Source organism: Janthinobacterium sp. BJB401 (assembly GCF_013372745.1).
GTDB lineage: Bacteria > Pseudomonadota > Gammaproteobacteria > Burkholderiales > Burkholderiaceae_D > Janthinobacterium > Janthinobacterium rivuli.
Window position 1 is genome coordinate 59,551 of the sequence record NZ_JABXFH010000007.1, and the last position, 19,550, is coordinate 79,100.

A 19,550-nucleotide genomic window follows, 5' to 3' on the forward strand; every position below is an offset into this window, starting at 1 on the left:
GCTTGAGCAGTCCATGTGACCATTAATATGCTCGCTTTCAATGGCAGAGGCATATACATGACAACCACCACAACAAGCGCCGCCATGGCCGACCGGGCGCGCTGGCGCGACCTGGCGTCCCCCGCCATGGCCGCCTTCATTTCCGTGCTCGTCAACTATGGCGGCACCTTCGTGCTGGTATTCCAGGCGGCCCAGCTGGCCCAGCTGAGCGCCGCGCAGACGGCGTCCTGGGTCTGGTCGCTGAGCATCGGCGTGGGCGTGACGGGCATCTGGCTCAGCTACCGCTACCGCGCGCCCATCATCACGGCCTGGTCCACGCCCGGTGTAGCCTTCCTTGCCACCGTGATGCCGCACACGCCGTATGCCGAGGTGATCGGCGCCTATATCATTTCCGCCATTGCCTTCATTCTGCTGGGCATGTCCGGCGCCTTCGAACGCCTCGTGCGGCTGATCCCCGGTGGCATCGCGGCCGGTCTGCTGGCCGGCATCCTGCTGCAGTTCGGCGTGAACGCGTTCGGCGGCGCCAGCGCCGATCCCGTGCTGGTGGTGGTGTTGCTGTTGTCGTACGCCGTGCTGCGCCGCTTTACGGCACGCTTTGCCGTGGTCGGCATCATGCTGATCGGCCTGGCCCTGCTGCTGGCGCAGGGGCGCATCGATGCGCAAGGCATAGCACTGGCCCTGGCCGCGCCCGTGTTCGAGATGCCGCGCTTTTCCGTGGCGTCCCTGCTGGGCGTGGCGCTGCCCCTGTTCCTGATCACCCTGACGGGCCAATACATGCCCGGCATGCTGGTGCTGCGCAATGACGGTTACCAGGTCAGCGCCAATCCGATTTTGACGGTGACGGGTCTCGGCTCGCTGCTCATGGCGCCGTTCGGCGCGCATGCCTTCAACGTGGCCGCCATCACGGCCGCCATCTGCACGGGCAAGGATGCCCATGCGGACCCGTCGAAACGCTATGTCGCCGGGCTGGCGTGCGGCGTGCTGTACATTCTCGTGGGCGTCTTCGGCGTCACCCTGGCCAGCCTGTTCATGGTCTTGCCGCGCCCCTTCATCACGGCGCTGGCGGGCCTGGCCTTGCTGGGCGCCATCGGCAACAGCCTGGCGCAGGCGATGGCGGACGTGCGCATGCGCGAAACGGCCCTGATCACCTTCCTGGCCACGGCCGCGAACGTGACCCTGCTGGGCGTGGGCGGCGCCCTGTGGGGGCTGGCGGCCGGGCTGGCGGTGCATGGGTTGATGCATGGCTGGCGCAAGGCGGCATAGCAAGACAGGTTGCCCATGTTGCCCGCCGCCGCATACAATTGCTGCGCCCGTGCCCGTTGGCACCGTCCTTTTCCCGATGTGAGCGATGGCCGACCTGACTTCCCTGGCGCAGTATCTGCTGGCAATCACGCCCGCCTTCCTCGTCTGCGCCGCCTTGCTGCTGGCCGTTCCCCGGACGGTGCCGCTGCTGCGGGTGCTCGTGCACATCGTGTTTTTCGTGCTGGCGCGCGACGCGATGACGGCGCACGGCTACTGGCAAGTGGCGGCGGGCGGCTTGCGCTTCACGGCGCCGCCGCTGGTCTTGCTGGCGCTGGGCGCCATGTCGCTGGGGCTGGTGGCCAGCACGTGCTGGCTGGAAAGCGAGGCGCGCCGCCAGATCCACTGGTTCGGCATGCGGCCGGTCCTGTCCGTGCTGCTGGGCGTGGCGGGTGCGGCACTGATCATCGCGCTGGCGACGGGTTTGAAAGCGTTGTTCGGCTTGCCGTCCCTGCCGCCCGTCGCGCCATCGCTGCTACCCTTGCTGCTGGGCTTTGCGCTGGCGGCCAACTGTTATGAGGAATTGCTGTTTCGCGGCTTGCTGCAACAGCAATTGCGCGCCTGGCTGCCGGCCTGGCGCGCGGCGCTCGTGTCGGGCCTGCTGTTTGGCCTGTGCCACGCGTTTCTTGCCACCACCGTCACGCAGGTGGGCGCGCCCATCCTCGTGTTCACCGTGATTGAAGGCGTGGTGGCGGGGCTGGTATATTGCCGTGCCGGCTTGCTGGGCGCGTCCCTGGCCCATGGCCTGGCGATTTTTGCGCTGGCCGCCGGCTGGGTGTGAATCCTGTTGTTTCAATTTAATGAAGAGTGAGAAAGCGATGCCTGTCAGTTCCTACCTGAATACCCGTCCCGTCGTGGGCGAGCGCGTCTACCTGCATGACACGGCGCAAGTGATTGGCGACGTGCAGATCGGCGACGACTGCTCCATCTGGTGCAACAGCGTGCTGCGCGGCGACGTCAACCGCATCGTCATCGGCGAAGGCAGCAACATCCAGGACTTTTCCATGGGCCATGTGTCGCACAAGAACGCGGCCAAGCCCGACGGTTCACCCTTGACCATCGGCAAGTACGTGACCATCGGCCACTCCGTGATCTTGCATGGCTGCACGATTGGCGACGAGTGCCTGATCGGCATGGGCAGCATCGTCATGGATGACGTGGTGGTGGAAAAACACGTGATGCTGGGCGCGGGCAGCCTGGTGTCGCCGGGCAAGGTGCTGGAAAGCGGGCACCTGTACGTGGGTCGCCCGGCCGCCAAGGTACGCGCGCTGACGGAAGCGGAAATCGCCTACCTGCGCTATTCGGCCGAGCACTATGTGCGCGTGAAGAACAACTACCTGGCTGGCGAGCCAGGCTGATGCGTCAGGCTGGCGCCGTGGCCAGCGCATTGATGCGTGCCGCCATGGCGCGCGCATCAGGCACGCCCAGTACCAGGCGCGCCCATTTTTCGTCTTGCAATTCGATGACCAGTGGCTGCATGCCACGCGTCATGAAGACGAACTGGCGGTCGCCGCCCTTGTGGTAAGTACCCGCCGAAATGACTCCGGGCAAGTTGGTGCCCGGTGCGCGCAAGCCCAAGGCCGCGCCGCGGAAACCGTCATCGTCGGTGGCGCCACGCACATGCCGTAGGGGAATGCACAGGTTGCCGTGAAAGGACGCCAGCTTTTCCCACAGGGCCAGGCGGATGGTCAGTGCATCGTCGTTCAATTCGAGGCTGGGCATGGTGTCTCCTTCGGTGGTTGATCCAGATGGCTTAACAGGCGTTCGCCCAGCAGGCGGGACGTATCGGCGCCCGTGTCCAGCACGGCGGCACGGCACAGTGCCGTGATCGCGGCGTCAGAGGGCGCCAGTTCCTTCAGGGCGATGATCAGCAAATCGACGGCTTCTTCCCGCGCTGGCCAGCCAGGCTGCAGTGCTTGCGTCAGCACGCGCTCAAACAGATGGCGCTTGGAACCGAAAGCCTTGTACAGGCTGCCGCGCAGCAAACCCGTCGCCTTGACCAGGTCATCGATCGACGCGGCGTTGTAGCCCAGGCTGCCAAAGACGGCGGCGGCCTGGCTGGTCACGGTGGCTTCGTCAAAGTTGCGCGGTCTGGCCATGGTAGCGGTGCAAAGTGTGCGGCGGGGCGGGATGCCCCGTGTCTGCCACCACTATAGGTATTGGTGAACGATTGGTCAACAACTATCTGCGGACAGTCGTTTCGCGCAGTTCCGGCCGCGGCGCCAGGTCTTGCGGCAGGCGCAGGCCGGACACGAGGCCCAGGCGCCGCAACAGCAGCAGCATCCACCAGCCCGGGTCCCATTCGCCCGGCAGCAGGCCCAGCCTGGCTGAGCCCGGATACGCGTGATGGTTGTTGTGCCAGCATTCGCCCATCGTCAGCAGCGACGTCAGGCGGATATTCCTGCCTTGCACGGCGGCGCCGTCGACGTAAAAGTGCATCTGGCCATGGTTGTGGGCGAAGTAGCCGATCAGCCAGTGGCCGAGCACGCCGGCGCTGACCCGCGCGCAGACGCCCCAGCAGACCAGGCCCCAGCCGCCCCAGACGTAGAACAGCACGGCCCACGGCAGTTGCTGCAGCATCCAGCTTCTTTCCAGAAAGCGGTAAAAGCGGTCGTGCGCGATGCGCGCTTCGATGGCGATGTGCGGCGGGTGGTCGAGGTCCAGACGGCAATGCAGTTGCCACCACGCATCGCGCCAGAAGCCGGCGCCGTGGCGCAGATAGGGGTGGCAAGCGGGCAGGCGCTGCGCATAGTCGCGCAGCTCATGCTGGCGCAGCAAGGCCAGCGGGCCGCTCAGGCCCACCAGCACGCCCAGGTACACGAGCAGGTATTCCAGCCATTTTGGGCATGCAAAGCTGTCGTGGATCAGTTTGCGGTGGCTGCCCAGCGAATGGCCGAACAGCAGGACGATGGCCGTGCTGACGATAAACAGCGCCACGCCCGTCCAGCTGAAGAAGCACAGGGCGCCAGTCACGGCGCCGGCCAGCATGGCGGCCAGCCATAGCGATGGCAACGGCGCAAAGCGCACCGTACCGTTCAGCACGCTATCGGCGTGGCTGGCGCGGGCGCGGTGGCCATCCAGGCTGGCCGCCGTCATCAACCCTTGGGGGCCGACGATGGTTGCGTGTATTTGTCGAAGTTGGTGATGTAGTCGTTGAAGTTGTCGGTCAGCATGCGCTTGTACTGTTCCGTGAAGAAGGCCACGGCGCCTTCCTTTTCTTCCTGCATCTTGGCCACGTCGTTGCTCTTGCTGGCGACGAGGAAGGCGTTGAAGCGGGCGGCCGCGTACAGCAGCGAGGTGGCCACTTCATTGCCGCCGCTGTGCATGCATTGCTCATTGGCCAGGGCGATGACCTGGTCGGCGCGTTCCCAGAATTCCGGGCCCGGTGCTGGTTTTGTCGTTGGTGTGCTCATAAAATCCCTCATGAAAGTGCGCGCCAGTCTACACAGGGGGGCGCGGGCTGTCCAGCCGCGCGGCCGCCGCTCAGGGCGCTTGCAGGATCTGTTCGACCAGCACGGCCAGCGGCTGGCGGATGTCGAGCACGATGCCGGCTTCGTCCGCCTGCAGGGGCTGCAGGGTGGCCAGCTGGCTGTCGAGCAGGCTGGCCGGCATGAAATGGCCGGGGCGGTGCAAGCGGCTTTCCAGCACGGCGCGCGGGCCATCGAGGTGGACAAAGCGCAGGGCAGGGTCGCCAGCGCGCAGCACGTTGCGGTAGGCGCGTTTCAGGGCCGAGCAGGAGACGACGAGGCCGCTGCCTTGCGCGCGGGCCGTGGCGATGCGCTCGCGCAGGGCGGCCAGCCAGCCGGCCCGGTCGGCGTCGTCGAGCGCAATGCCGGCCGCCATCCTGGCCACGTTTTCCGGCGTATGCACGTCGTCGCCTTCCACATACGGCACGTGCAAGGCGTCGGCCAGCAGCTTGCCGACGGCGCTCTTGCCGCAGCCGGACACGCCCATCACGACCCAGCGCACGGCGGGCACGCCCACGTTCAAGGGGCCGACACGATGACGGTGACGCGGCGGTTTTCCGCCTTGCCCGTCTTGCTGGCGTTCGAGGCCACGGGTTTACTCATGCCCAGGCCCTTGACGGTGATGTTGTCGCGTGGAATGCCCGAGGCGCTCATGGCGTCGGCCACCACGTTGGCGCGCGCCAGCGACAGCTTGTTGTTGTACGCTTCCGTGCCTTCGTTATCCGTATGGCCTTCCACGCGCATGTGGGTGATGCCCACTTTCAGCAGGGCGGCGCTGATTTTCTGGATGGCGACGCGGCTGGGCGGGATCAGTTTGGCGGCGTCGAACTCGAACAGCAGCTTGTCGGTAAAGCTCAGTTCCCAGCCTTCGTCCGTCTGGTTGAAGCCTTGCTCCTTCAGGGTGGCGACTTGCTCGGCGTTGAACACGGGTTTGGTCTCTGGCGTGCTCTGGCAGGCGGCCAGCAGGCCCAGCATGAACAAGCCGAGGAAGCCGCGGCGTAATTGCGTGTAGATGGATTGCATGGTGTTGCTCCTTGGTTCAGGGGTGAATATGGGGTTGCGGCAGGCGCGCGACCTGGCGCGTGCCGCGTTGCGCCTGCTTGGCGCGGTACATGGCTTCGTCCGCCGCGCCGACCAGCGAGACGGCGTCGATGGCGTGATCGGGGAAGACGGCCACGCCGATGGTCAGCGAGCTGACGATGCTGTTGCCAGTGGGCAGTTCAATGGCTTGCGCCATGGCGGCGATGATGTTGTCGGCGATGTGCATGGCGTCGCTGCTGTTGCGCAGCGGCTTGAGCAGGATGGCGAATTCGTCGCCGCCCAGGCGTGCCACCAGGTCGCCTTCGCGCAATTGCTGCTTGATGCGCGCGGCGATCGTCACCAGTACCCGGTCGCCCGAGGCGTGTCCGAAGGTGTCGTTGATGTATTTGAACCGGTCGCTGTCGAGGAACAGCACGGCCACCTTGCCATTGCCGACCCGCGCGTCGAGGATGGCGCGTTCCAGTTCCGCTTCCATGAAGGCGCGGTTCGACAGGCCCGTCAGGCTGTCGTGGTTGGCGCGGTGCGACAGCGAGGCGTGTTCCTTCTGCAGATGGCTTTGCCATGCTTCCAGTTCGTCGAGCAGGGCGTTGAAGTCGTCATTGATCTGGTTCAGTTCGGCGATATTGGCCGGCGGCACGCGCAGTTCGAACGAGCGGTCGCGCCGCACGCGGTGCGCCGTTTCCGCCAGGTGGCGCAGCGGCGACGTGATCTCCGTCTCCATGCGGCGCGACAGGCGCACGGCGACGACCAGGCTCAGTACCAGGCAGGCGAGCAGGCAGGACAGGCCGCTGAGCAGGAAGGGCAGCAGGCTGCGGCTGTGCGGCACCAGCTTGATGCTGCCGATGGCCTGTTCATTGCGCGTGATGGGGAAGGTCAGCGAATCGGGCAGCATCCAGCCCGTCAGCGCGCGTTCGATGTAGTAGCGCGTGCCGTGTTCGCCCCGTTCCCAGCGGGCCAGCACCTTGCCGGCCATGTCGCTCACTTGCGCCTGGTCGATATCTTCATTCACGCCTATCAGGGCCAGCGCTTCCCTGGCGGCCATGGAGTCGCCAAAGACGACGGCCCCTTCCACCGTGTAGCTCATCGAGCGGGCCACCAGGCGCAGGTTCTGGTCCGAATACACGCGCAGGGCCAGCAGCGCCACGGCCGTCAGGGTCAGGCCGGCCGCCAGCACGGCGATCAGCGACACGCTCAGGTGGGCGCGCCGCAGCACGCTGTCGAGCGTGGGGCGGGGCTGGCGGGCAGGCTTGTTGTTCAGGCGGGCGCTCATGGCGGCGGTCCCTTGCGACGTGCAATTTGCAAGGCGTTCGGATGCACGCGCAGGCCGCTGCGGGCGATGGCGTCGAGGTTGACGTCAAAACCGATCTGCGCCTCGTTCAGGCGCAGGCAGAACATGGTGCCCACGGTGCAGGAAGTGCCCGGTTCGGCGACCGACAAGATCGGCTTGCCGATGATCTGCGCCAGCAGATGCTCGCGTTCGCCCTCGGGCAGGCTGCCCATGTAGACGACGTCGCATTCGCCGGCCGTGCTGGCCACCGCCGGGATTTTCACGCGGATGCGCTGGCCCAGGCTGGAAGCGGGCTTGTCGACGATGGCCGCGCCGTAGCGGGGCGCGCCGAGCATGCAGACGCGCACTTCCTGGCGCGCCACGGGCCAGCGCACATAGCTGATGATGCCGAACAGGACCTGGGCCACCTCGGCGGGACGCCTGGCGTCCACCGCCGCGCCCGATTGTGCCCACGCGGCGCACGGCGCCAGCGCAGCGCAGGCGAGCAACGAGGCCAGCAGCACGGCAGCGAGCAGGACAGGCGGCGCTGGGCGCTGCCGGTGGCGGGAAGAGGAGGGCACGGCGTCGGTGTCTTTATGCAGGTCGGGGGGCTATTCAAATAGTTACGCAGCAACACAGACTCTACGGAAGTCCCTGTTGAAAGTAAATCACGGCGCTACGCCATAAACCTTGCATTATAAACACGAATGTTAAAACTTGCATTCTTTGCCATGAGAATTACTTATCAACACTGCCATGCCGCCTCAAAGTGTTGCTATTCTTCCAATGTCGCTTCCAGCAAGTCGATTTCGCGCAGCAGGCGCAAATGGATGGTGTCGTCCAGTTCACCCGAGATGCGGCGGCGGAACAGTTCGTCCCGCTCGGCATTGAGCGCTTCCAGGCGCAGCGCCCGCTCGGCCTTGGCCAGTTCCTGCAGCCGCATCGCCTCGTCGTTGCTGCTTTCGCCATACGCCAGGCGGCGCCGGTAGGCTTCGATCAGGCGGTTGGCCGCCTCCGTGACGACTTGCTGCTTGTCATTCTTGTCGATGCCTTCGCACACTTTTTCCAGCCGCGCGATGGCCGCTTCGGCGGCGGCGGCGCGGGCATTGCGCTCTTCCGTCGAGCGGCGCGCGGGCGGCGCGAACACGAGGCCCTTGGTCAGCAAGGGCAAGGTGACGCTGGCCAGCAGCAGCGACAATAAAATCACCCCCATGGCGAGGAAGATGACGAGGTCGCGCGCGGGAAAGCGCGTGCCGTCGGGCAAGAACAAGGGCAGGGTCAGGATGCCGGCCAGGGTCAGCGCGCCGCGCACGCCCGCGAACGACGCCACCAGCAGCAAGCGCAGGCTGGGACGGGCCAGCAGCGCCGCGTCCTTCGATTCGCCCGCCACCTTCTTGTGGTGCTTGAACAGGGTCAGCTTCATGGAAATGAAGACCCACAGGAAGCGCATGAAGGTCAGCCCCACCGTGATGGCGATGACGAACAGGGGCAGTTTCCAGGCGCTGCCGGCGCCGATTTCGGCGGAGGCGGCCGGCAAGCCGGCAACGGTGGTGGGCAGCTGCGCGCCCAGCATGACGAAGATCACGCCATTCAAGACCAGTTGCACGGTATCCCACACGGCCTTGCGCTGGGTGCGCGTGGCGGCCAGCGGACGGCCGATCAGGTCGGCGTAATGCATGGACACGCCCGCCGTGGCGGCGGCCAGGATGCCGGAACCGTGGATTTGTTCGGCGCCCAGGTAGGCGGCGAACGGGATCAGGATGCTGATGAGAATTTGCAGGCCCGGCTCTTCGCCGACCTTGCTCACCAGCCATTTATTCGCCAGGCCCACGCCCCAGGAGATGGCCAGGCCGATGATGATGCCGCCGCCCGCTTCCTGCAAGAAACTCAGCGAGGCGGCGCCGATGGAAAAGCCGCCCGTCATCATGGCGCCCACGGCAAACGTGAAGCAGACGAGGCCCGACGCGTCGTTGAGCAGGGATTCGCCTTCGAGGATGTGCATCAGGCGCGGCGGGATCGGGTTGCCGGCGGCAATCGCCGAGACGGCCACGGGGTCCGTCGGCGACAGGATGGCGCCGAGCGCGAAGGCGACGGCCAGCGGCACGCTGGGAATGAGCCAGTCGATGAAAAAGCCCATGCCCAGCACGGTAAACAGCACCAGGCCGATGGCCAGCATCAGGATCGAGCGCGCGTCGGAAAAGAAGGCGCCCTTGGGAATGCGCCAGCCATCGAGAAACAGCAGCGGCGGAATGAAGAGCAGGAAGAAAATGTCGGGATCGAGCGGCACTTGCACGCCAAACACGGCCAATCCCGTGCCGCCGGCGATCTGGATCAGCGGCAGCGGCAGCTTGACCCAGCGCGAGCGGGCGAGAAAGCCGCACAGGACGACGGTCAACACGAGGATGAGGATGATGGTAACGGTATGCATGAAGGAGCGGCGGCGTGCTGAAACGCTGATTATAAGGCGCAGCCCGCCTGCAGGCATCGCCTGCGTGTCATTGCGTACATACAACAAGTCACAATCGCGGTAAGATTCTCCCATTCATTGCCACAATCTGCCCTGCTGCCGCCGTCCGTGCGCGGCAGGCGCGTGCCTGGCCTCTTACCGGACTCCTGTTTTGCTCAAGAAAATCTTCACCGGCTTGCTGCTGTCGCTGGCATTGCTCATCGTGGCGGCCCTGGCCGCTTACCTGTATTACTGGCGCCCCGCGCTGGCGCCCATCGATCCGCCTGCCGCCACGGCCTTTTCCCCGCAAGTGGTGGAGCGTGGGCGCATCCTGGCCGGCATGGGCAATTGCGCCGCCTGCCACACGGCCAAGGGCGGCGCCGAGTATGCGGGCGGCCACGGCCTGGCCACGCCGTTCGGCACGATATACGCGACGAATATCACGCCCGACCGGCAAACGGGCATCGGCCGCTGGTCGCTGGCCGCCTTCCAGCGGGCCATGCGCGAAGGCGTGGGCCGCGATGGCGCCCATTTGTATCCCGTCTTTCCGTACACCCATTTTAATCTTGTCTCGGATGCCGACCTGACGGCCCTGTACGCGTATGTCATGACGCGCCCGCCCGTGTATGCGGTGGCGCCCGCCAACAGCGTGCCTTTCCCCCTGAACTTGCGTCCCTTGCAGGCAGGCTGGAAGCTGCTGTTCTTCAAGCCAGCCAGCTTTCAGCTGAACCCCGCGCAAGGCCTGGACTGGAACCGGGGCCGCTACCTGGCCGAAGGCCTGGCCCATTGCGCCGCCTGCCACACGCCGCGCAATGCGCTGGGCGCCGAGCTTGCCGGCTCGTCGTATCTGGGCGCGGCCATCGACCACTGGTATGCGCCAGCCTTGACCAGCGCCAATACGGCGCCCTTGCCGTGGACGCAGGACGAGCTGTACGCCTTTTTGCGCACGGGCGCGACGGCCCTGCACGGCGTGGCGGCCGGGCCCATGTCGGCCGTCGTGCACGAAGGCATGGGTGCCTCGCCCGATAGCGATATCCGCGCGCTGGCAACGTATTTTGCGGGCGTGGCCGGGGCGGAGCAGCGCCAGATCGATACCGATAGCGTGGTCAAAGCCGGCATCGCCCGCTCACAGCGCGTCAGCCTGGTCGACAACGACCGTGGCGCCAGCCTGTACGTGGCCGCCTGTGCGTCGTGCCATTCGAACAGCGACGGCAAGCCTGCGGCGCTGCGTCCGGAACTAAGCCTGAACAGCGCCGTCAGCGCGCCCGATCCAGCCAACCTGATCCAGGTGATACTGCACGGCTTGAGCAAGGATGACGCCATGCCCGGCGTGCTGATGCCCGGCTTTGCCGCCTCGTTGACGGATAACGACGTGGCCCAGCTGGCCGCCTATTTGCGCCGCAGCCGCAGCCACCAGCCGGCCTGGACGAATCTGGAAGCAGCCGTGGCACGCGCGCGCGCCGGCAAGTAATTCTTGAAAGTTTCTTATGTATAACACTTATGTATAACCTTATTGTCAATGGCCAGCCCTTTGGCACCGAGGCCGACGCCGAGACGCCCCTGCTGTGGGTGCTGCGCGACGAAGTTCAATTAAAAGGCACGAAGTTTGGCTGCGGCATCGGCATGTGCGGCGCCTGCACCGTGCACGTGGATGGCCGCGCCATGCGCTCGTGCATCACGCCGATTGCCGCCGTGGCCGGCTGCGCCATCACCACCATCGAAGGCCTCTCGCCCGATGGCACGCACCCCTTGCAGCGGGCATGGCTCGCCACGCAAGCGCCCCAGTGCGGCTATTGCCAGTCGGGCCAGATCATGCAGGCGGCCACTTTGTTGAAAGATTATCCGCAGCCGACGGATGCGAATATCGATGCCGTCATGAGCGGCAACCTGTGCCGCTGCATGGCGTATGTGCGCATCCGCAAGGCCATTAAACTGGCGGCCGGCATGCAGGAGGCGCCCGGTGTTTAAGTTGCCGAAAGAAAATTCAACTGCCCGTCCCAGCGCGCTGGGCCGGCGCGGTTTCCTGATCGCCGCCGCCGGCACGGGTTTTACCCTGGCCTTCTTGCGCGCTGACAGTTCCCTGGCCGCCGGCAAGGCGGCATCCGTGCCGTCGAAACAAACCGTTGCGCCCGTGTTCGACCCCAGCATCTGGTTCCAGATCGGCCGCGACGGCATCGTCACCGTCAACATCGCCAAGGCGGAAATGGGGCAGCACATCGGTACGGCGCTGGCGCGCATCGTGGCCGAGGAGCTGGAAGCGGACTGGAGCAAGGTGCGCCTGCATTACGTGGATACGGACCCGAAATGGGGACTGATGGTGACGGGCGGCAGCTGGTCCGTCTGGCAGAATTTCGACCCGCTCAGCCGTGCCGGCGCGGCCGGGCGCCTGGCGCTGGTCGAGGAGGGGGCGCGCCTGTTGCGCCTGCCGGTGTCCGCCTGCCACGCCAGGCTGGGCGTCGTGCATGGCCGGGGGCGCTCGATCAGCTATGGCGACATCGTGCGCCGTGGCAAGCTGGCGCGCCAGTACACGCCCGAGCAACTGAAAGCCATCGTGCTGAAAACGCCGCGGCAGCGCAGCCTGATCGGCCAGAACGTGCAGGCGCTGGACATTCCCGCGAAAATCAATGGCACGGCCGTGTACGGCATTGATGCGGAAATCGAGGGCATGCTGTTTGCGCGCCCGAAGATCCCGCCCACGCGCTACGGCGCGAAAGTGGTGTCCATCGATGACTCGGCGGCCAGGAAGGTGCAGGGCTACCTGCGTTCGTTCGCCCTGCAAGACCCCAGCGGCACGGTGCCCGGCTGGGTCATGGTGGTGGCCGAAACGTATGCGGCCGCCATGCGCGCGGCCGACCTGGTGCAAGTGAAATGGCGGGCCGGCGCGGCGGCCCACGTGGCGGAACAGGATATTCTCAACTACGCCACCAAGCAACTGGCCGATGCGAGCCTGGGCGCCCGCGTGGTCGATGATGATGGCGTGGAACAAGCGTTCAACGATGCCAGCCTGCAGCTGGAACGCCACTACACGACCAGCACCGTGTTGCATTTCCAGCTGGAACCTGTCAATGCGCTGGCGCAGGAAATCGACGGTGTCTGGCACATTCATGCGGGCAACCAGTGGCAATCGCTGATCCTGCCCGTGCTGGCGCAAGCGTTGAATGTGCCGGAAAGCAAGGTGATGCTGCACACCTATCTGCTCGGCGGCGGTTTCGGGCGGCGCCTGAATGGCGATTATTGCGTGCCGGCCGCGCTGGCCGCGCAAGCCGTGGGGCGCCCCGTCAAGATGATTTGCACGCGATCCGACGACGCCCGTTTCGATTCGCCCCGTTCGCCGTCCGTGCAGCATGTGCGCATGGCGTTCGACGACGCGGGCAAGGTGTCGGCGATGGTGCACGAAGCGAGCGCGGGCTGGCCCACGCAAGCGATGATTCCCGCCTTCCTGGCCAAGGATAAGCAGGGCCATCCTTATGATCCGTTTGCCATCGCCGGCGCCGACCACTGGTACACGGTGGGCGCGCAGCGCGTGCGGGCCGTGTCGAACGACCTGGCCAATAGCAGTTTCCGCCCTGGCTGGCTGCGCTCCGTTGGCCCCGGCTGGACGAATTGGGCGGTGGAAAGTTTTATGGACGAGGCGGCGCAGGCGGCCAAGGTCGATCCGCTGGCGTTCCGTTTGTCGCTGTTGCAGGCCACGGGGCGCAACGCGGGCAGCGCGCCGAACGCCGTCGGCGGCGCAGCGCGCCTGGCCCACGTGCTGCGGCGCGTGGCGGAAAAAGCCGGCTGGGGCACGGCCATGCCGCCCGATACGGGCCTGGGCATTGCCGCCACCTTCGGCCAGGAACGCGACATGCCCACCTGGACGGCGTGCGTTGCGCGGGTAAAAGTGGACCGCAGCACTTGCATGGTGAAAGTCGAAAAGCTGTTCATGGTGATCGACGCGGGCAGCATCGTCGACCCCGATGGCGCGCTGGCGCAGGCGGAAGGGGGCGCCCTGTGGGGCGTGAGCATGGCCTTGCATGAAGGCACGGCTTTCCTCAACGGCGAAGTGAAGGATACCAACCTGAATACCTACACGCCGCTGCGCATGGCCGATGTGCCCGAGCTCGATATCGAATTTGTTGCTAGTACGCAAACATCGACGGGCATGGGCGAACCACCCACGACGGCCGTGGCGCCGGCGATCGGCAACGCCATCTTTGCCGCCGTCGCTTCGCGCGTGCGGCATTTGCCGATCCGTCCGGAAGCCGTGCTGAAGGGGCTGGACCGGCACGGCGCCGTCTGATGCGGGCGCGCGGCGAATTTGACGTGCGCCGCGCGTGAACGGGCGCAGGCTGCTACACTGAGGTTAGCCGCCGTGGGCATGCAGGCTGTGCCCGGCCCGGCAAGATCCCAGCTCGATTGCGGAGGCAACCATGCAAGAACAATTTGTCAGCATTACGGCCGATGAACTTCAAATGGATGGCGTGCTCGACATGCCCGAGCGGCCTGTGGGCATCGTCCTGTTTGCCCACGGCGCAGGCGCCGACAGCGACTACCTGGGCGCCTCCAGCCACGCCACTTCCCAGGATTTCTTGCGAGCGGGCATCGCCACCTTGCGCTTCGACCAGGCCGGTGTCGGGCCTGGCGGCGGCAGCAATGGCCATGCGTATTTCGTGCGCAGCGATATCGTGCTGCTGGCGCGCCAACTGGAAAAAGCCCTGGGCTGGCTGCAAGTGGACCCGTCCACGCGGCGCTTGCCCTGCGGCCTGTACGGCTATGGCACCAGCGCGGCCGTCGTGATGCAACTGGCGGCCTGGCGCAGCGCGGAGATTGCCGCGCTGGCCGTCTGCGATGGCCAGGTGGAAATGGCCGGCAAGGCGGCACTGGAAAACGTGCGCGTGCCGTCGCTGCTGATCGTGGGCGGCCGCGACCCCGATGTGGCCGGCCTGAACCGCATGGCGTTCGCCACCTTGCGCTGCGACAAACAACTGGAACAAATCGCCGCCCCCGGCGGCCCCGATACGCGCCACCAGGCCGCCCTGCTGGCAACGGACTGGTACACGCGCCATTTCAACGGGCATACCAGTACGGCGCAGTAGCGTCTGATCAGGCAACTGTGCCTAATAGCGCTGAAATGCTCAGAATTAACGGGCATTTTTTTGAATAACACCCAGTTTTTGATGGTTTAGCACAGGCATTAACGATCAATCAGTCTCCAGAAGAGCGCTGAGTATCAATTCTTTGGTCTAGAACAAAGAACAACCGGAAAAATTTCGTCTCATCTCTATAACAGGGTGTAGACGAAATCAACTCTTATAAGCGAGTCTGTTGAGTAGCATACGCGCTTCAGCCAACCAACCCCAAGCTACCGAGACATCGAGTTTGCGGTCGTGAGGCATTACCGTGCGGCGCCAGCGTTCAGTCCACGCATGGGTCCTTTCGACGACCCAGCGCATGGGAAGAACCATGAATGCGGCATTTGTAGCGCATCCCGGTCATGCACGCTCGCGGCGGTGACCGACACTGCGATGAGCAGCCCCATCGTATCGACCACGAGATGACGCTTGCGCCCTTTGATTTTCTTGCCTGCATCAAATCCGCTTTCGCCACCTTGCGGCGAGATACGGGTGGACTGTGCATCAATCACCGCCGCGCTTGGCGTACTTGCTCGTCCCATGCGGATACGCCATTGTTCGCGCAGCGGGTCTTGCATCTGTTCGAATACACCTGCGCCAACCCAGCGCGAAAACGCCTTGTAGACCGCGTGCCAGGGTGGAAACGCTCCGGTAGCGGCCGCCATGCGCAGCCGGTGCGCAGCACGTAAGAACACGCGTTGACGAGATCGCGGCGACTGTAACGCACGGGCTTGCCGCGCTGTCCCGGCATACGTTCGAACAAATCGGCAACCAGCTCCCATTCCGCATCTGTCAGGTTGGTGCTGTGTGGCGAGATGGCCTCGCGCCTGTGGGCTGCTGTGTAGCCATACCGCTTCGTTCCTTCGGCTCGCACAGCGAAGGTCCGGTGTACCGGCTTGAGCCGTACGGCACCTAGCGCGCGACGAATCGTTGCTGCGCACACGCGTAAAGCACAGCGGTGATGAAGTTCGTCGGCGATTTCCTGCAAGCTGGCCTGCGCGCTCCATCAAGATATCGTGTAAAACTGCGATATGCTCAGGCTTCAACGCAGGTGGTCTGCCGCCGGCTCTGCTTGACGGCTCCGTGCCGTCGAGTGGAGATTTCGTTGCCATGGCATGCTCCTCCCACATCGCGATAGCATGCCACAACTCCGATATTGATTTTGTCTACACCCTCTAAGACTTGACATGACATTTCGCCTCCATGTATCGACGATGCAAATGTTCTTGTTAATACTGAACTTATGTGCCACTATTTGTGCGTACAAATGTGCGCACAAATGGAGGAATTATGGAATGGGAGTACCAGTACCCTAGTAAAAAAGCAATTCACATACCAACAAATTGCATTTTTAATATTGATTATTCGTCTGATGACGTCGGTATTTCGTTGGCAGATGGGGCACCTAAAGGAGCCGAATCTCAGGTCCTATTACTACTTTCGGAACTGAAAGTAGTAATAAGGGATGGGGAATTAAAGGTGCTCATGCGGCAATTACTTGAACGTGTTTTTGGCGGAGACTTTACGGCAGCGGCATACATCCTGAAAGACTTAACAGGAAGAAACGTTTCGGAGCGGACGCTTCAGTCTTGGGTGGCCCAAACAGGCAAACGGAGTAGTCGACGTTGTCCCGAATGGGCCGTCAATGCTTTGCAAGCTTACGCTGAAAAAAATCCGGAGATGCGTGAAGTCTATCAAGCTCGAAGAGAGCGGAAGCAAAGAGATGAATTTGAGCATGGTATAAATTCGCTCGAACGAGCGCAGACCACCGACGGCCTTGAAAAAATCGAAAGAGATTTGGCTTCCGACGAGCGTTTCAAGGCTAGGGTGACTTCCGTACCTTTTAGCGACTTGCCTAATACTCTGTCAGAGATACTGCTTAAGCATGAGCGGGACATTCATATTGCAAGTTCCTTACTTTTCAAGATTTTCCATGAAATTCAAAAGGCCGCTTCTTTAGATGATCTGAAACGTGATCTAAATATGGAGTTCGACAAGGTAATCGATCTCGATAACTTTCTTCAGCGAGGCAAGCGACAACTGATTAATGCTGAGGAAGAGTTTGCCAATGAGCATGGCCTGTTGGATGGCAATGTGTAAGTTCCCCGGGAGGTTTTTCGTTGCGCATTTCTGTCAGGTAAGCGTTACGCCATCGACTACTTTGCGCCAGTGCCAAAGACCATTACGTTGGTAGATTGCCATTTCATTCTCCTAAAGATGCAATACCGACTCCGTGCGCAAAAAATGCACAAATTCTGCTACGGAATTAGTATTGCAGGGGGCAGGAAGGATGCATTCTGCTAATTAAGAAATCAACGGTATCATGATAAAACTGACATCAAAGAAATTGCTCCGGTAGCTTCCTCTATGGCGCGCAAGTTCCTCGCATGGAAGCGCACATGCTCTTCCATGAAGCTGGCGATGAAGTAATAGCCGTGGTCGTAGCCGGCATGGCGGCGCAGCCGTAATGGCTGGCCTGCATCGCGGCATGCCGCCTCGAAGACGTCGGGGTGCAGTTGTTCGGGCAGGAATTTGTCGGCCAGGCCCTGGTCGATCAGGATGCCTTCGGGGAACAGCGGTGGCTGGCCCTGCAGGCCGCGCATCAGCGCGCTGGCATCGTACTGCTGCCAGCTGGCCGCATCGCTGCCCAGGTAGCCCGTAAACGCCTTCTTGCCCCACGGACACTGGCTCGGTGCGGCGATGGGGGCGAAGGCGGAGACGGAGCGGAACAGGTCAGGATTGCGCAAGGCCAGCACCAGCGCGCCATGGCCGCCCATCGAGTGGCCGAAAATGCCCGTGCGTTGCGCATCGATCGCCAGTTCCTGTTCCAGCAGGGCGCGCAGTTCCAGCAGGTAGCTGTACATCCGATAATGGCTGCGCCATGGCGCCTCGGTGGCGTCCACGTAAAAGCCGGCGCCCACGCCGAAATCCCAGGAGTCGCTCTCGCCCGCGATGTTCGCGCCACGGGGGCTGGTGTCGGGCGCGATCAGGATCAAGCCTTCCTCGGCCGCCACGCGCTGGGCGCCGCCCTTGATCATGAAGGTTTCTTCCGTGCAGGTCAGGCCCGCCAGGTAAAACAGGGCGGGGCGCTTGGTGCTGACCGTGGCGCCTGGCGCCGTGTCGGGAATGAAGGCCGAGAAACGCATGGGCAAGCCGATGGCTTGCGCATCGTGGCGATAAAAGCGTTGTACGCCGCCAAAACAGGCGTGTTCACTCAACAGTTCCAGCATGAATTCTCCTCGTTAATGCCACAGTATAGCCAGAGCGGCGCAGGGCCGGCTCGGGATCAGCCCAGCATGGCCGCTAATGCAGGCAAGATGTCTTGTGCCGGGGCTTCGGTCTTGAAGGCCAGCAAATGGTCGGCGCGCGTCTTGCCCAGGTTGATGGCGGCCACGGGCTTGCCCGTTTCGGCCGCCATGCGGCACAGGCGAAAGCTCGAATACACCATGACGGACGAGCCCACGACCAGCAGGGCGCTGGCCGTGTGCATCTTGCTTTCGGCTTCGGCCGCGCAGGCGGCGGGCACGCCGTCGCCGAAAAACACCACGTCGGGCTGCACGGTGCCGCCGCAGCGGGGACAGATGGGCACGTGGAAAGTGGCCAACTGCGATGGCTCCAGCAAGGCGTCGCCATCGGGCGCCGGCGTGGCCGTGGCGCCCAGCAGTTGCGGATTGTCGCGTTCGAGCTGGTCCTGGATCAGGCGGCGCGTATGGCGGGCGCGGCAATCGAGGCACACCACGCCGTGTATGCTGCCGTGCAACTCCGTGACGGCGGTGCTGCCGGCTTGCTGATGCAAGCCATCGACGTTTTGCGTGACCAGGCCGCCGATGTGCTGGCGCTGCGCCAGATGCGCGATGGCCAGGTGACCGGGATTGGGCGTGGCGCGCGCCAGGGTGGGCCAGCCCACCATGCTGCGCGCCCAGTAGCGGCGACGCACGGCTTCCTGGCGGCGAAAATCGGGGCCTTGCACGGGCGCATTGCCGCGCCGCACGCCTTCTGTATCGCGGTAGTCGGGTATGCCGGACGCCGTGCTGATGCCGGCGCCCGTCAGCAGCAGCACGTCGGGATGGCGGTGCAGAAACTGCGCCAGCTGCTCAAGGGCAAGATCGTCGCTGGCGGACTGCTGGCTGGCTGAGGAAAAATTTTGCATGATGCGCCATGCTAACCGAAAAGCACGGCGCCGTTGCAAGGGGGGGTGTTTATTCGAGCTTCATGCCGAAACGCTGCAGCCGCGGCTGCCAATGCTCCTGGATATTGGCCGACACGAGAATGCGCTCGGCCTTGCCGATCAGTAATGCGCGTGGCACGAAGCCGAAGTATCGCGAGTCGGCGCTGTTGTCGCGGTTATCGCCCAGCATGAGGAAATGGTCGGCCGGCACGGTCACGGGCGCAAAGCTGCGGGCCGCACCGGCGATTTGCGGCAAGACCTGGATGCGGTGCTGCTCGGTCTGGTTGCGTTCGCTGATGCGCTGCGCCGTCAGCTGACCCACATGGGCGATGGTTTCAGGCGCCGTATCGAGCGCCGTGTATTGGGCGGGCTGGCCATTGATGACCAGCTGTTCATTGCGCATTTCCACCGTGTCGCCTGGCAGGGCGATGATGCGCTTGATCAAGCGCGTGCCGTCTTTCGGCGAGGAAAAGGTGACGATGTCGCCCCGCTGCGGTTCGCCCAGGCGCTGCAGCACGATATCGGTGAGCGGCACTTTCAGGTTGAATGCCAAGCGGTTGACGAAGACCACGTCGCCTTCGAGCAGGTTGGGGCGCATCGACGCCGACGGTATGGGATTCCAGTCCGCCACGGCCGTGCGGAACACGCCGAACAGCAGGAGAAACATCAAAAAACCTTTGTTGGCGCGCATCCATGTGCTCATGTTGGCTCTTTCGCTGGGCTGTGCCCGTGATGGTGAAGGGGGCGCCAT

Annotated in this window: 20 protein-coding genes and 1 pseudogene; 8 read left to right on the plus strand and 13 right to left on the minus strand. The window is 63.9% G+C overall.

Features of this window, described 5'->3' with window-relative positions:
* The first annotated feature begins 57 nt into the window (after positions 1–57).
* The 3 genes from HWE17_RS07055 to HWE17_RS07065 all read left to right on the plus strand — a co-directional run bounded on the left by HWE17_RS07055 (position 58) and on the right by HWE17_RS07065 (position 2,657).
* On the plus strand, positions 58–1,263 hold the full coding sequence (locus HWE17_RS07055; protein ID WP_217916718.1) for a benzoate/H(+) symporter BenE family transporter: 1,206 nt from the start codon (positions 58–60) through the stop codon (positions 1,261–1,263).
* A gap of 85 nt (positions 1,264–1,348) precedes the next feature.
* Complete coding sequence (locus HWE17_RS07060; protein WP_176388288.1) at positions 1,349–2,080, plus strand: CPBP family intramembrane glutamic endopeptidase; 732 nt, start codon at positions 1,349–1,351, stop codon at positions 2,078–2,080.
* Positions 2,081–2,117: 37 nt separating this feature from the next.
* Positions 2,118–2,657 (plus strand): gamma carbonic anhydrase family protein, encoded by a 540-nt coding sequence (locus HWE17_RS07065; RefSeq protein ID WP_099402430.1) that lies wholly within the window; start codon positions 2,118–2,120, stop codon positions 2,655–2,657.
* Positions 2,658–2,661: 4 nt separating this feature from the next.
* Here HWE17_RS07065 and HWE17_RS07070 read toward each other — a convergent pair whose 3' ends face one another.
* The 9 genes from HWE17_RS07070 to HWE17_RS07110 form a co-directional block, all read right to left on the minus strand.
* Positions 2,662–3,021, minus strand: a complete 360-nt coding sequence (locus HWE17_RS07070) for a hypothetical protein (protein WP_099402429.1) — start codon at positions 3,019–3,021, stop codon at positions 2,662–2,664.
* Complete coding sequence (locus HWE17_RS07075) at positions 3,003–3,398, minus strand: helix-turn-helix domain-containing protein (RefSeq protein ID WP_099379638.1); 396 nt, start codon at positions 3,396–3,398, stop codon at positions 3,003–3,005. The genes HWE17_RS07070 and HWE17_RS07075 overlap by 19 nt, the downstream gene beginning before the upstream one ends.
* Positions 3,399–3,480: 82 nt before the next feature.
* A complete protein-coding gene (locus HWE17_RS07080) occupies positions 3,481–4,395 on the minus strand; it encodes a fatty acid desaturase (protein WP_176388289.1) in 915 nt (304 codons plus the stop codon).
* Entirely contained in the window at positions 4,395–4,712 is a 318-nt protein-coding gene (locus HWE17_RS07085; protein ID WP_034782889.1) for a DUF3144 domain-containing protein, read from the minus strand. Before HWE17_RS07085 ends, HWE17_RS07080 begins: the two co-directional genes overlap by 1 nt.
* Positions 4,713–4,782: 70 nt before the next feature.
* On the minus strand, positions 4,783–5,253 hold the full coding sequence (locus HWE17_RS07090; protein ID WP_176388344.1) for a gluconokinase: 471 nt from the start codon (positions 5,251–5,253) through the stop codon (positions 4,783–4,785).
* Positions 5,254–5,285: 32 nt separating this feature from the next.
* The gene (locus HWE17_RS07095; RefSeq protein WP_035817656.1) at positions 5,286–5,789 is read right to left on the minus strand and encodes an OmpA family protein; all 504 of its coding nucleotides are present in this window, start codon (positions 5,787–5,789) and stop codon (positions 5,286–5,288) included.
* 16 nt (positions 5,790–5,805) lie between these two features.
* Entirely contained in the window at positions 5,806–7,077 is a 1,272-nt protein-coding gene (locus tag HWE17_RS07100; RefSeq protein WP_176388290.1) for a diguanylate cyclase, read from the minus strand.
* Entirely contained in the window at positions 7,074–7,655 is a 582-nt protein-coding gene (locus tag HWE17_RS07105; protein WP_369681712.1) for a YfiR family protein, read from the minus strand. The genes HWE17_RS07100 and HWE17_RS07105 overlap by 4 nt, the downstream gene beginning before the upstream one ends.
* 194 nt (positions 7,656–7,849) lie before the next feature.
* Positions 7,850–9,502 carry a Na+/H+ antiporter gene (locus HWE17_RS07110; RefSeq protein WP_099379635.1) on the minus strand — a complete coding sequence of 551 codons (1,653 nt, stop codon included), beginning with the start codon at positions 9,500–9,502 and terminating at the stop codon, positions 7,850–7,852.
* A gap of 190 nt (positions 9,503–9,692) precedes the next feature.
* Between HWE17_RS07110 and HWE17_RS07115 the strand changes: the two genes are divergently transcribed.
* The 4 genes from HWE17_RS07115 to HWE17_RS07130 all read left to right on the plus strand — a co-directional run bounded on the left by HWE17_RS07115 (position 9,693) and on the right by HWE17_RS07130 (position 14,595).
* The gene (locus HWE17_RS07115) at positions 9,693–10,991 is read left to right on the plus strand and encodes a cytochrome c (protein ID WP_176388291.1); all 1,299 of its coding nucleotides are present in this window, start codon (positions 9,693–9,695) and stop codon (positions 10,989–10,991) included.
* A gap of 29 nt (positions 10,992–11,020) precedes the next feature.
* On the plus strand, positions 11,021–11,488 hold the full coding sequence (locus tag HWE17_RS07120; protein WP_176388292.1) for a (2Fe-2S)-binding protein: 468 nt from the start codon (positions 11,021–11,023) through the stop codon (positions 11,486–11,488).
* Positions 11,481–13,799 carry a molybdopterin cofactor-binding domain-containing protein gene (locus HWE17_RS07125; RefSeq protein WP_176388293.1) on the plus strand — a complete coding sequence of 773 codons (2,319 nt, stop codon included), beginning with the start codon at positions 11,481–11,483 and terminating at the stop codon, positions 13,797–13,799. The genes HWE17_RS07120 and HWE17_RS07125 overlap by 8 nt, the downstream gene beginning before the upstream one ends.
* Positions 13,800–13,929: 130 nt before the next feature.
* Positions 13,930–14,595: a dienelactone hydrolase family protein gene (locus HWE17_RS07130; protein ID WP_051958330.1), complete on the plus strand. Its 666-nt coding sequence runs from the start codon at positions 13,930–13,932 to the stop codon at positions 14,593–14,595.
* A gap of 207 nt (positions 14,596–14,802) precedes the next feature.
* On the opposite strand, the pseudogene HWE17_RS07135 reads toward HWE17_RS07130, so the two are convergent.
* A pseudogene (locus HWE17_RS07135) lies at positions 14,803–15,743 on the minus strand (IS5 family transposase).
* Between the two features lie 178 nt (positions 15,744–15,921).
* Here HWE17_RS07135 and HWE17_RS07140 point away from each other — a divergent pair.
* Positions 15,922–16,731 (plus strand): hypothetical protein, encoded by an 810-nt coding sequence (locus HWE17_RS07140; protein WP_035817669.1) that lies wholly within the window; start codon positions 15,922–15,924, stop codon positions 16,729–16,731.
* 221 nt (positions 16,732–16,952) lie between these two features.
* Here the strand turns inward: HWE17_RS07140 and fghA are convergent, their stop codons facing one another.
* From fghA to lepB, 3 genes are read right to left on the minus strand one after another with little or no spacing between them, the layout of a single operon-like run.
* On the minus strand, positions 16,953–17,861 hold the full coding sequence (gene fghA / locus HWE17_RS07145; RefSeq protein WP_281431289.1) for an S-formylglutathione hydrolase: 909 nt from the start codon (positions 17,859–17,861) through the stop codon (positions 16,953–16,955).
* A gap of 56 nt (positions 17,862–17,917) precedes the next feature.
* Positions 17,918–18,781: an NAD-dependent protein deacetylase gene (locus HWE17_RS07150; RefSeq protein WP_176388294.1), complete on the minus strand. Its 864-nt coding sequence runs from the start codon at positions 18,779–18,781 to the stop codon at positions 17,918–17,920.
* A gap of 49 nt (positions 18,782–18,830) precedes the next feature.
* Positions 18,831–19,502, minus strand: coding sequence for a signal peptidase I (lepB, locus tag HWE17_RS07155; RefSeq protein ID WP_070304325.1), 672 nt, complete (start codon positions 19,500–19,502; stop codon positions 18,831–18,833).
* Positions 19,503–19,550: the final 48 nt, after the last annotated feature.

What these genes read in the sequence shown, in the direction of transcription:
- HWE17_RS07140 (WP_035817669.1), top strand. Translation starts at nt 15,922, where the DNA reads ATGGAATGGGAGTACCAGTACCCTAGTAAAAAAGCAATTCACATACCA.
- fghA (WP_281431289.1), bottom strand. Translation starts at nt 17,861, where the DNA reads ATGCTGGAACTGTTGAGTGAACACGCCTGTTTTGGCGGCGTACAACGC.
- HWE17_RS07130 (WP_051958330.1), top strand. Translation starts at nt 13,930, where the DNA reads ATGCAAGAACAATTTGTCAGCATTACGGCCGATGAACTTCAAATGGAT.
- HWE17_RS07080 (WP_176388289.1), bottom strand. Translation starts at nt 4,395, where the DNA reads ATGACGGCGGCCAGCCTGGATGGCCACCGCGCCCGCGCCAGCCACGCC.
- HWE17_RS07090 (WP_176388344.1), bottom strand. Translation starts at nt 5,253, where the DNA reads ATGGGCGTGTCCGGCTGCGGCAAGAGCGCCGTCGGCAAGCTGCTGGCC.
- HWE17_RS07095 (WP_035817656.1), bottom strand. Translation starts at nt 5,789, where the DNA reads ATGCAATCCATCTACACGCAATTACGCCGCGGCTTCCTCGGCTTGTTC.
- HWE17_RS07110 (WP_099379635.1), bottom strand. Translation starts at nt 9,502, where the DNA reads ATGCATACCGTTACCATCATCCTCATCCTCGTGTTGACCGTCGTCCTG.
- HWE17_RS07075 (WP_099379638.1), bottom strand. Translation starts at nt 3,398, where the DNA reads ATGGCCAGACCGCGCAACTTTGACGAAGCCACCGTGACCAGCCAGGCC.
- HWE17_RS07120 (WP_176388292.1), top strand. Translation starts at nt 11,021, where the DNA reads ATGTATAACCTTATTGTCAATGGCCAGCCCTTTGGCACCGAGGCCGAC.
- HWE17_RS07085 (WP_034782889.1), bottom strand. Translation starts at nt 4,712, where the DNA reads ATGAGCACACCAACGACAAAACCAGCACCGGGCCCGGAATTCTGGGAA.
- HWE17_RS07150 (WP_176388294.1), bottom strand. Translation starts at nt 18,781, where the DNA reads ATGCAAAATTTTTCCTCAGCCAGCCAGCAGTCCGCCAGCGACGATCTT.
- lepB (WP_070304325.1), bottom strand. Translation starts at nt 19,502, where the DNA reads ATGAGCACATGGATGCGCGCCAACAAAGGTTTTTTGATGTTTCTCCTG.
- HWE17_RS07070 (WP_099402429.1), bottom strand. Translation starts at nt 3,021, where the DNA reads ATGCCCAGCCTCGAATTGAACGACGATGCACTGACCATCCGCCTGGCC.
- HWE17_RS07055 (WP_217916718.1), top strand. Translation starts at nt 58, where the DNA reads ATGACAACCACCACAACAAGCGCCGCCATGGCCGACCGGGCGCGCTGG.
- HWE17_RS07060 (WP_176388288.1), top strand. Translation starts at nt 1,349, where the DNA reads ATGGCCGACCTGACTTCCCTGGCGCAGTATCTGCTGGCAATCACGCCC.
- HWE17_RS07065 (WP_099402430.1), top strand. Translation starts at nt 2,118, where the DNA reads ATGCCTGTCAGTTCCTACCTGAATACCCGTCCCGTCGTGGGCGAGCGC.
- HWE17_RS07100 (WP_176388290.1), bottom strand. Translation starts at nt 7,077, where the DNA reads ATGAGCGCCCGCCTGAACAACAAGCCTGCCCGCCAGCCCCGCCCCACG.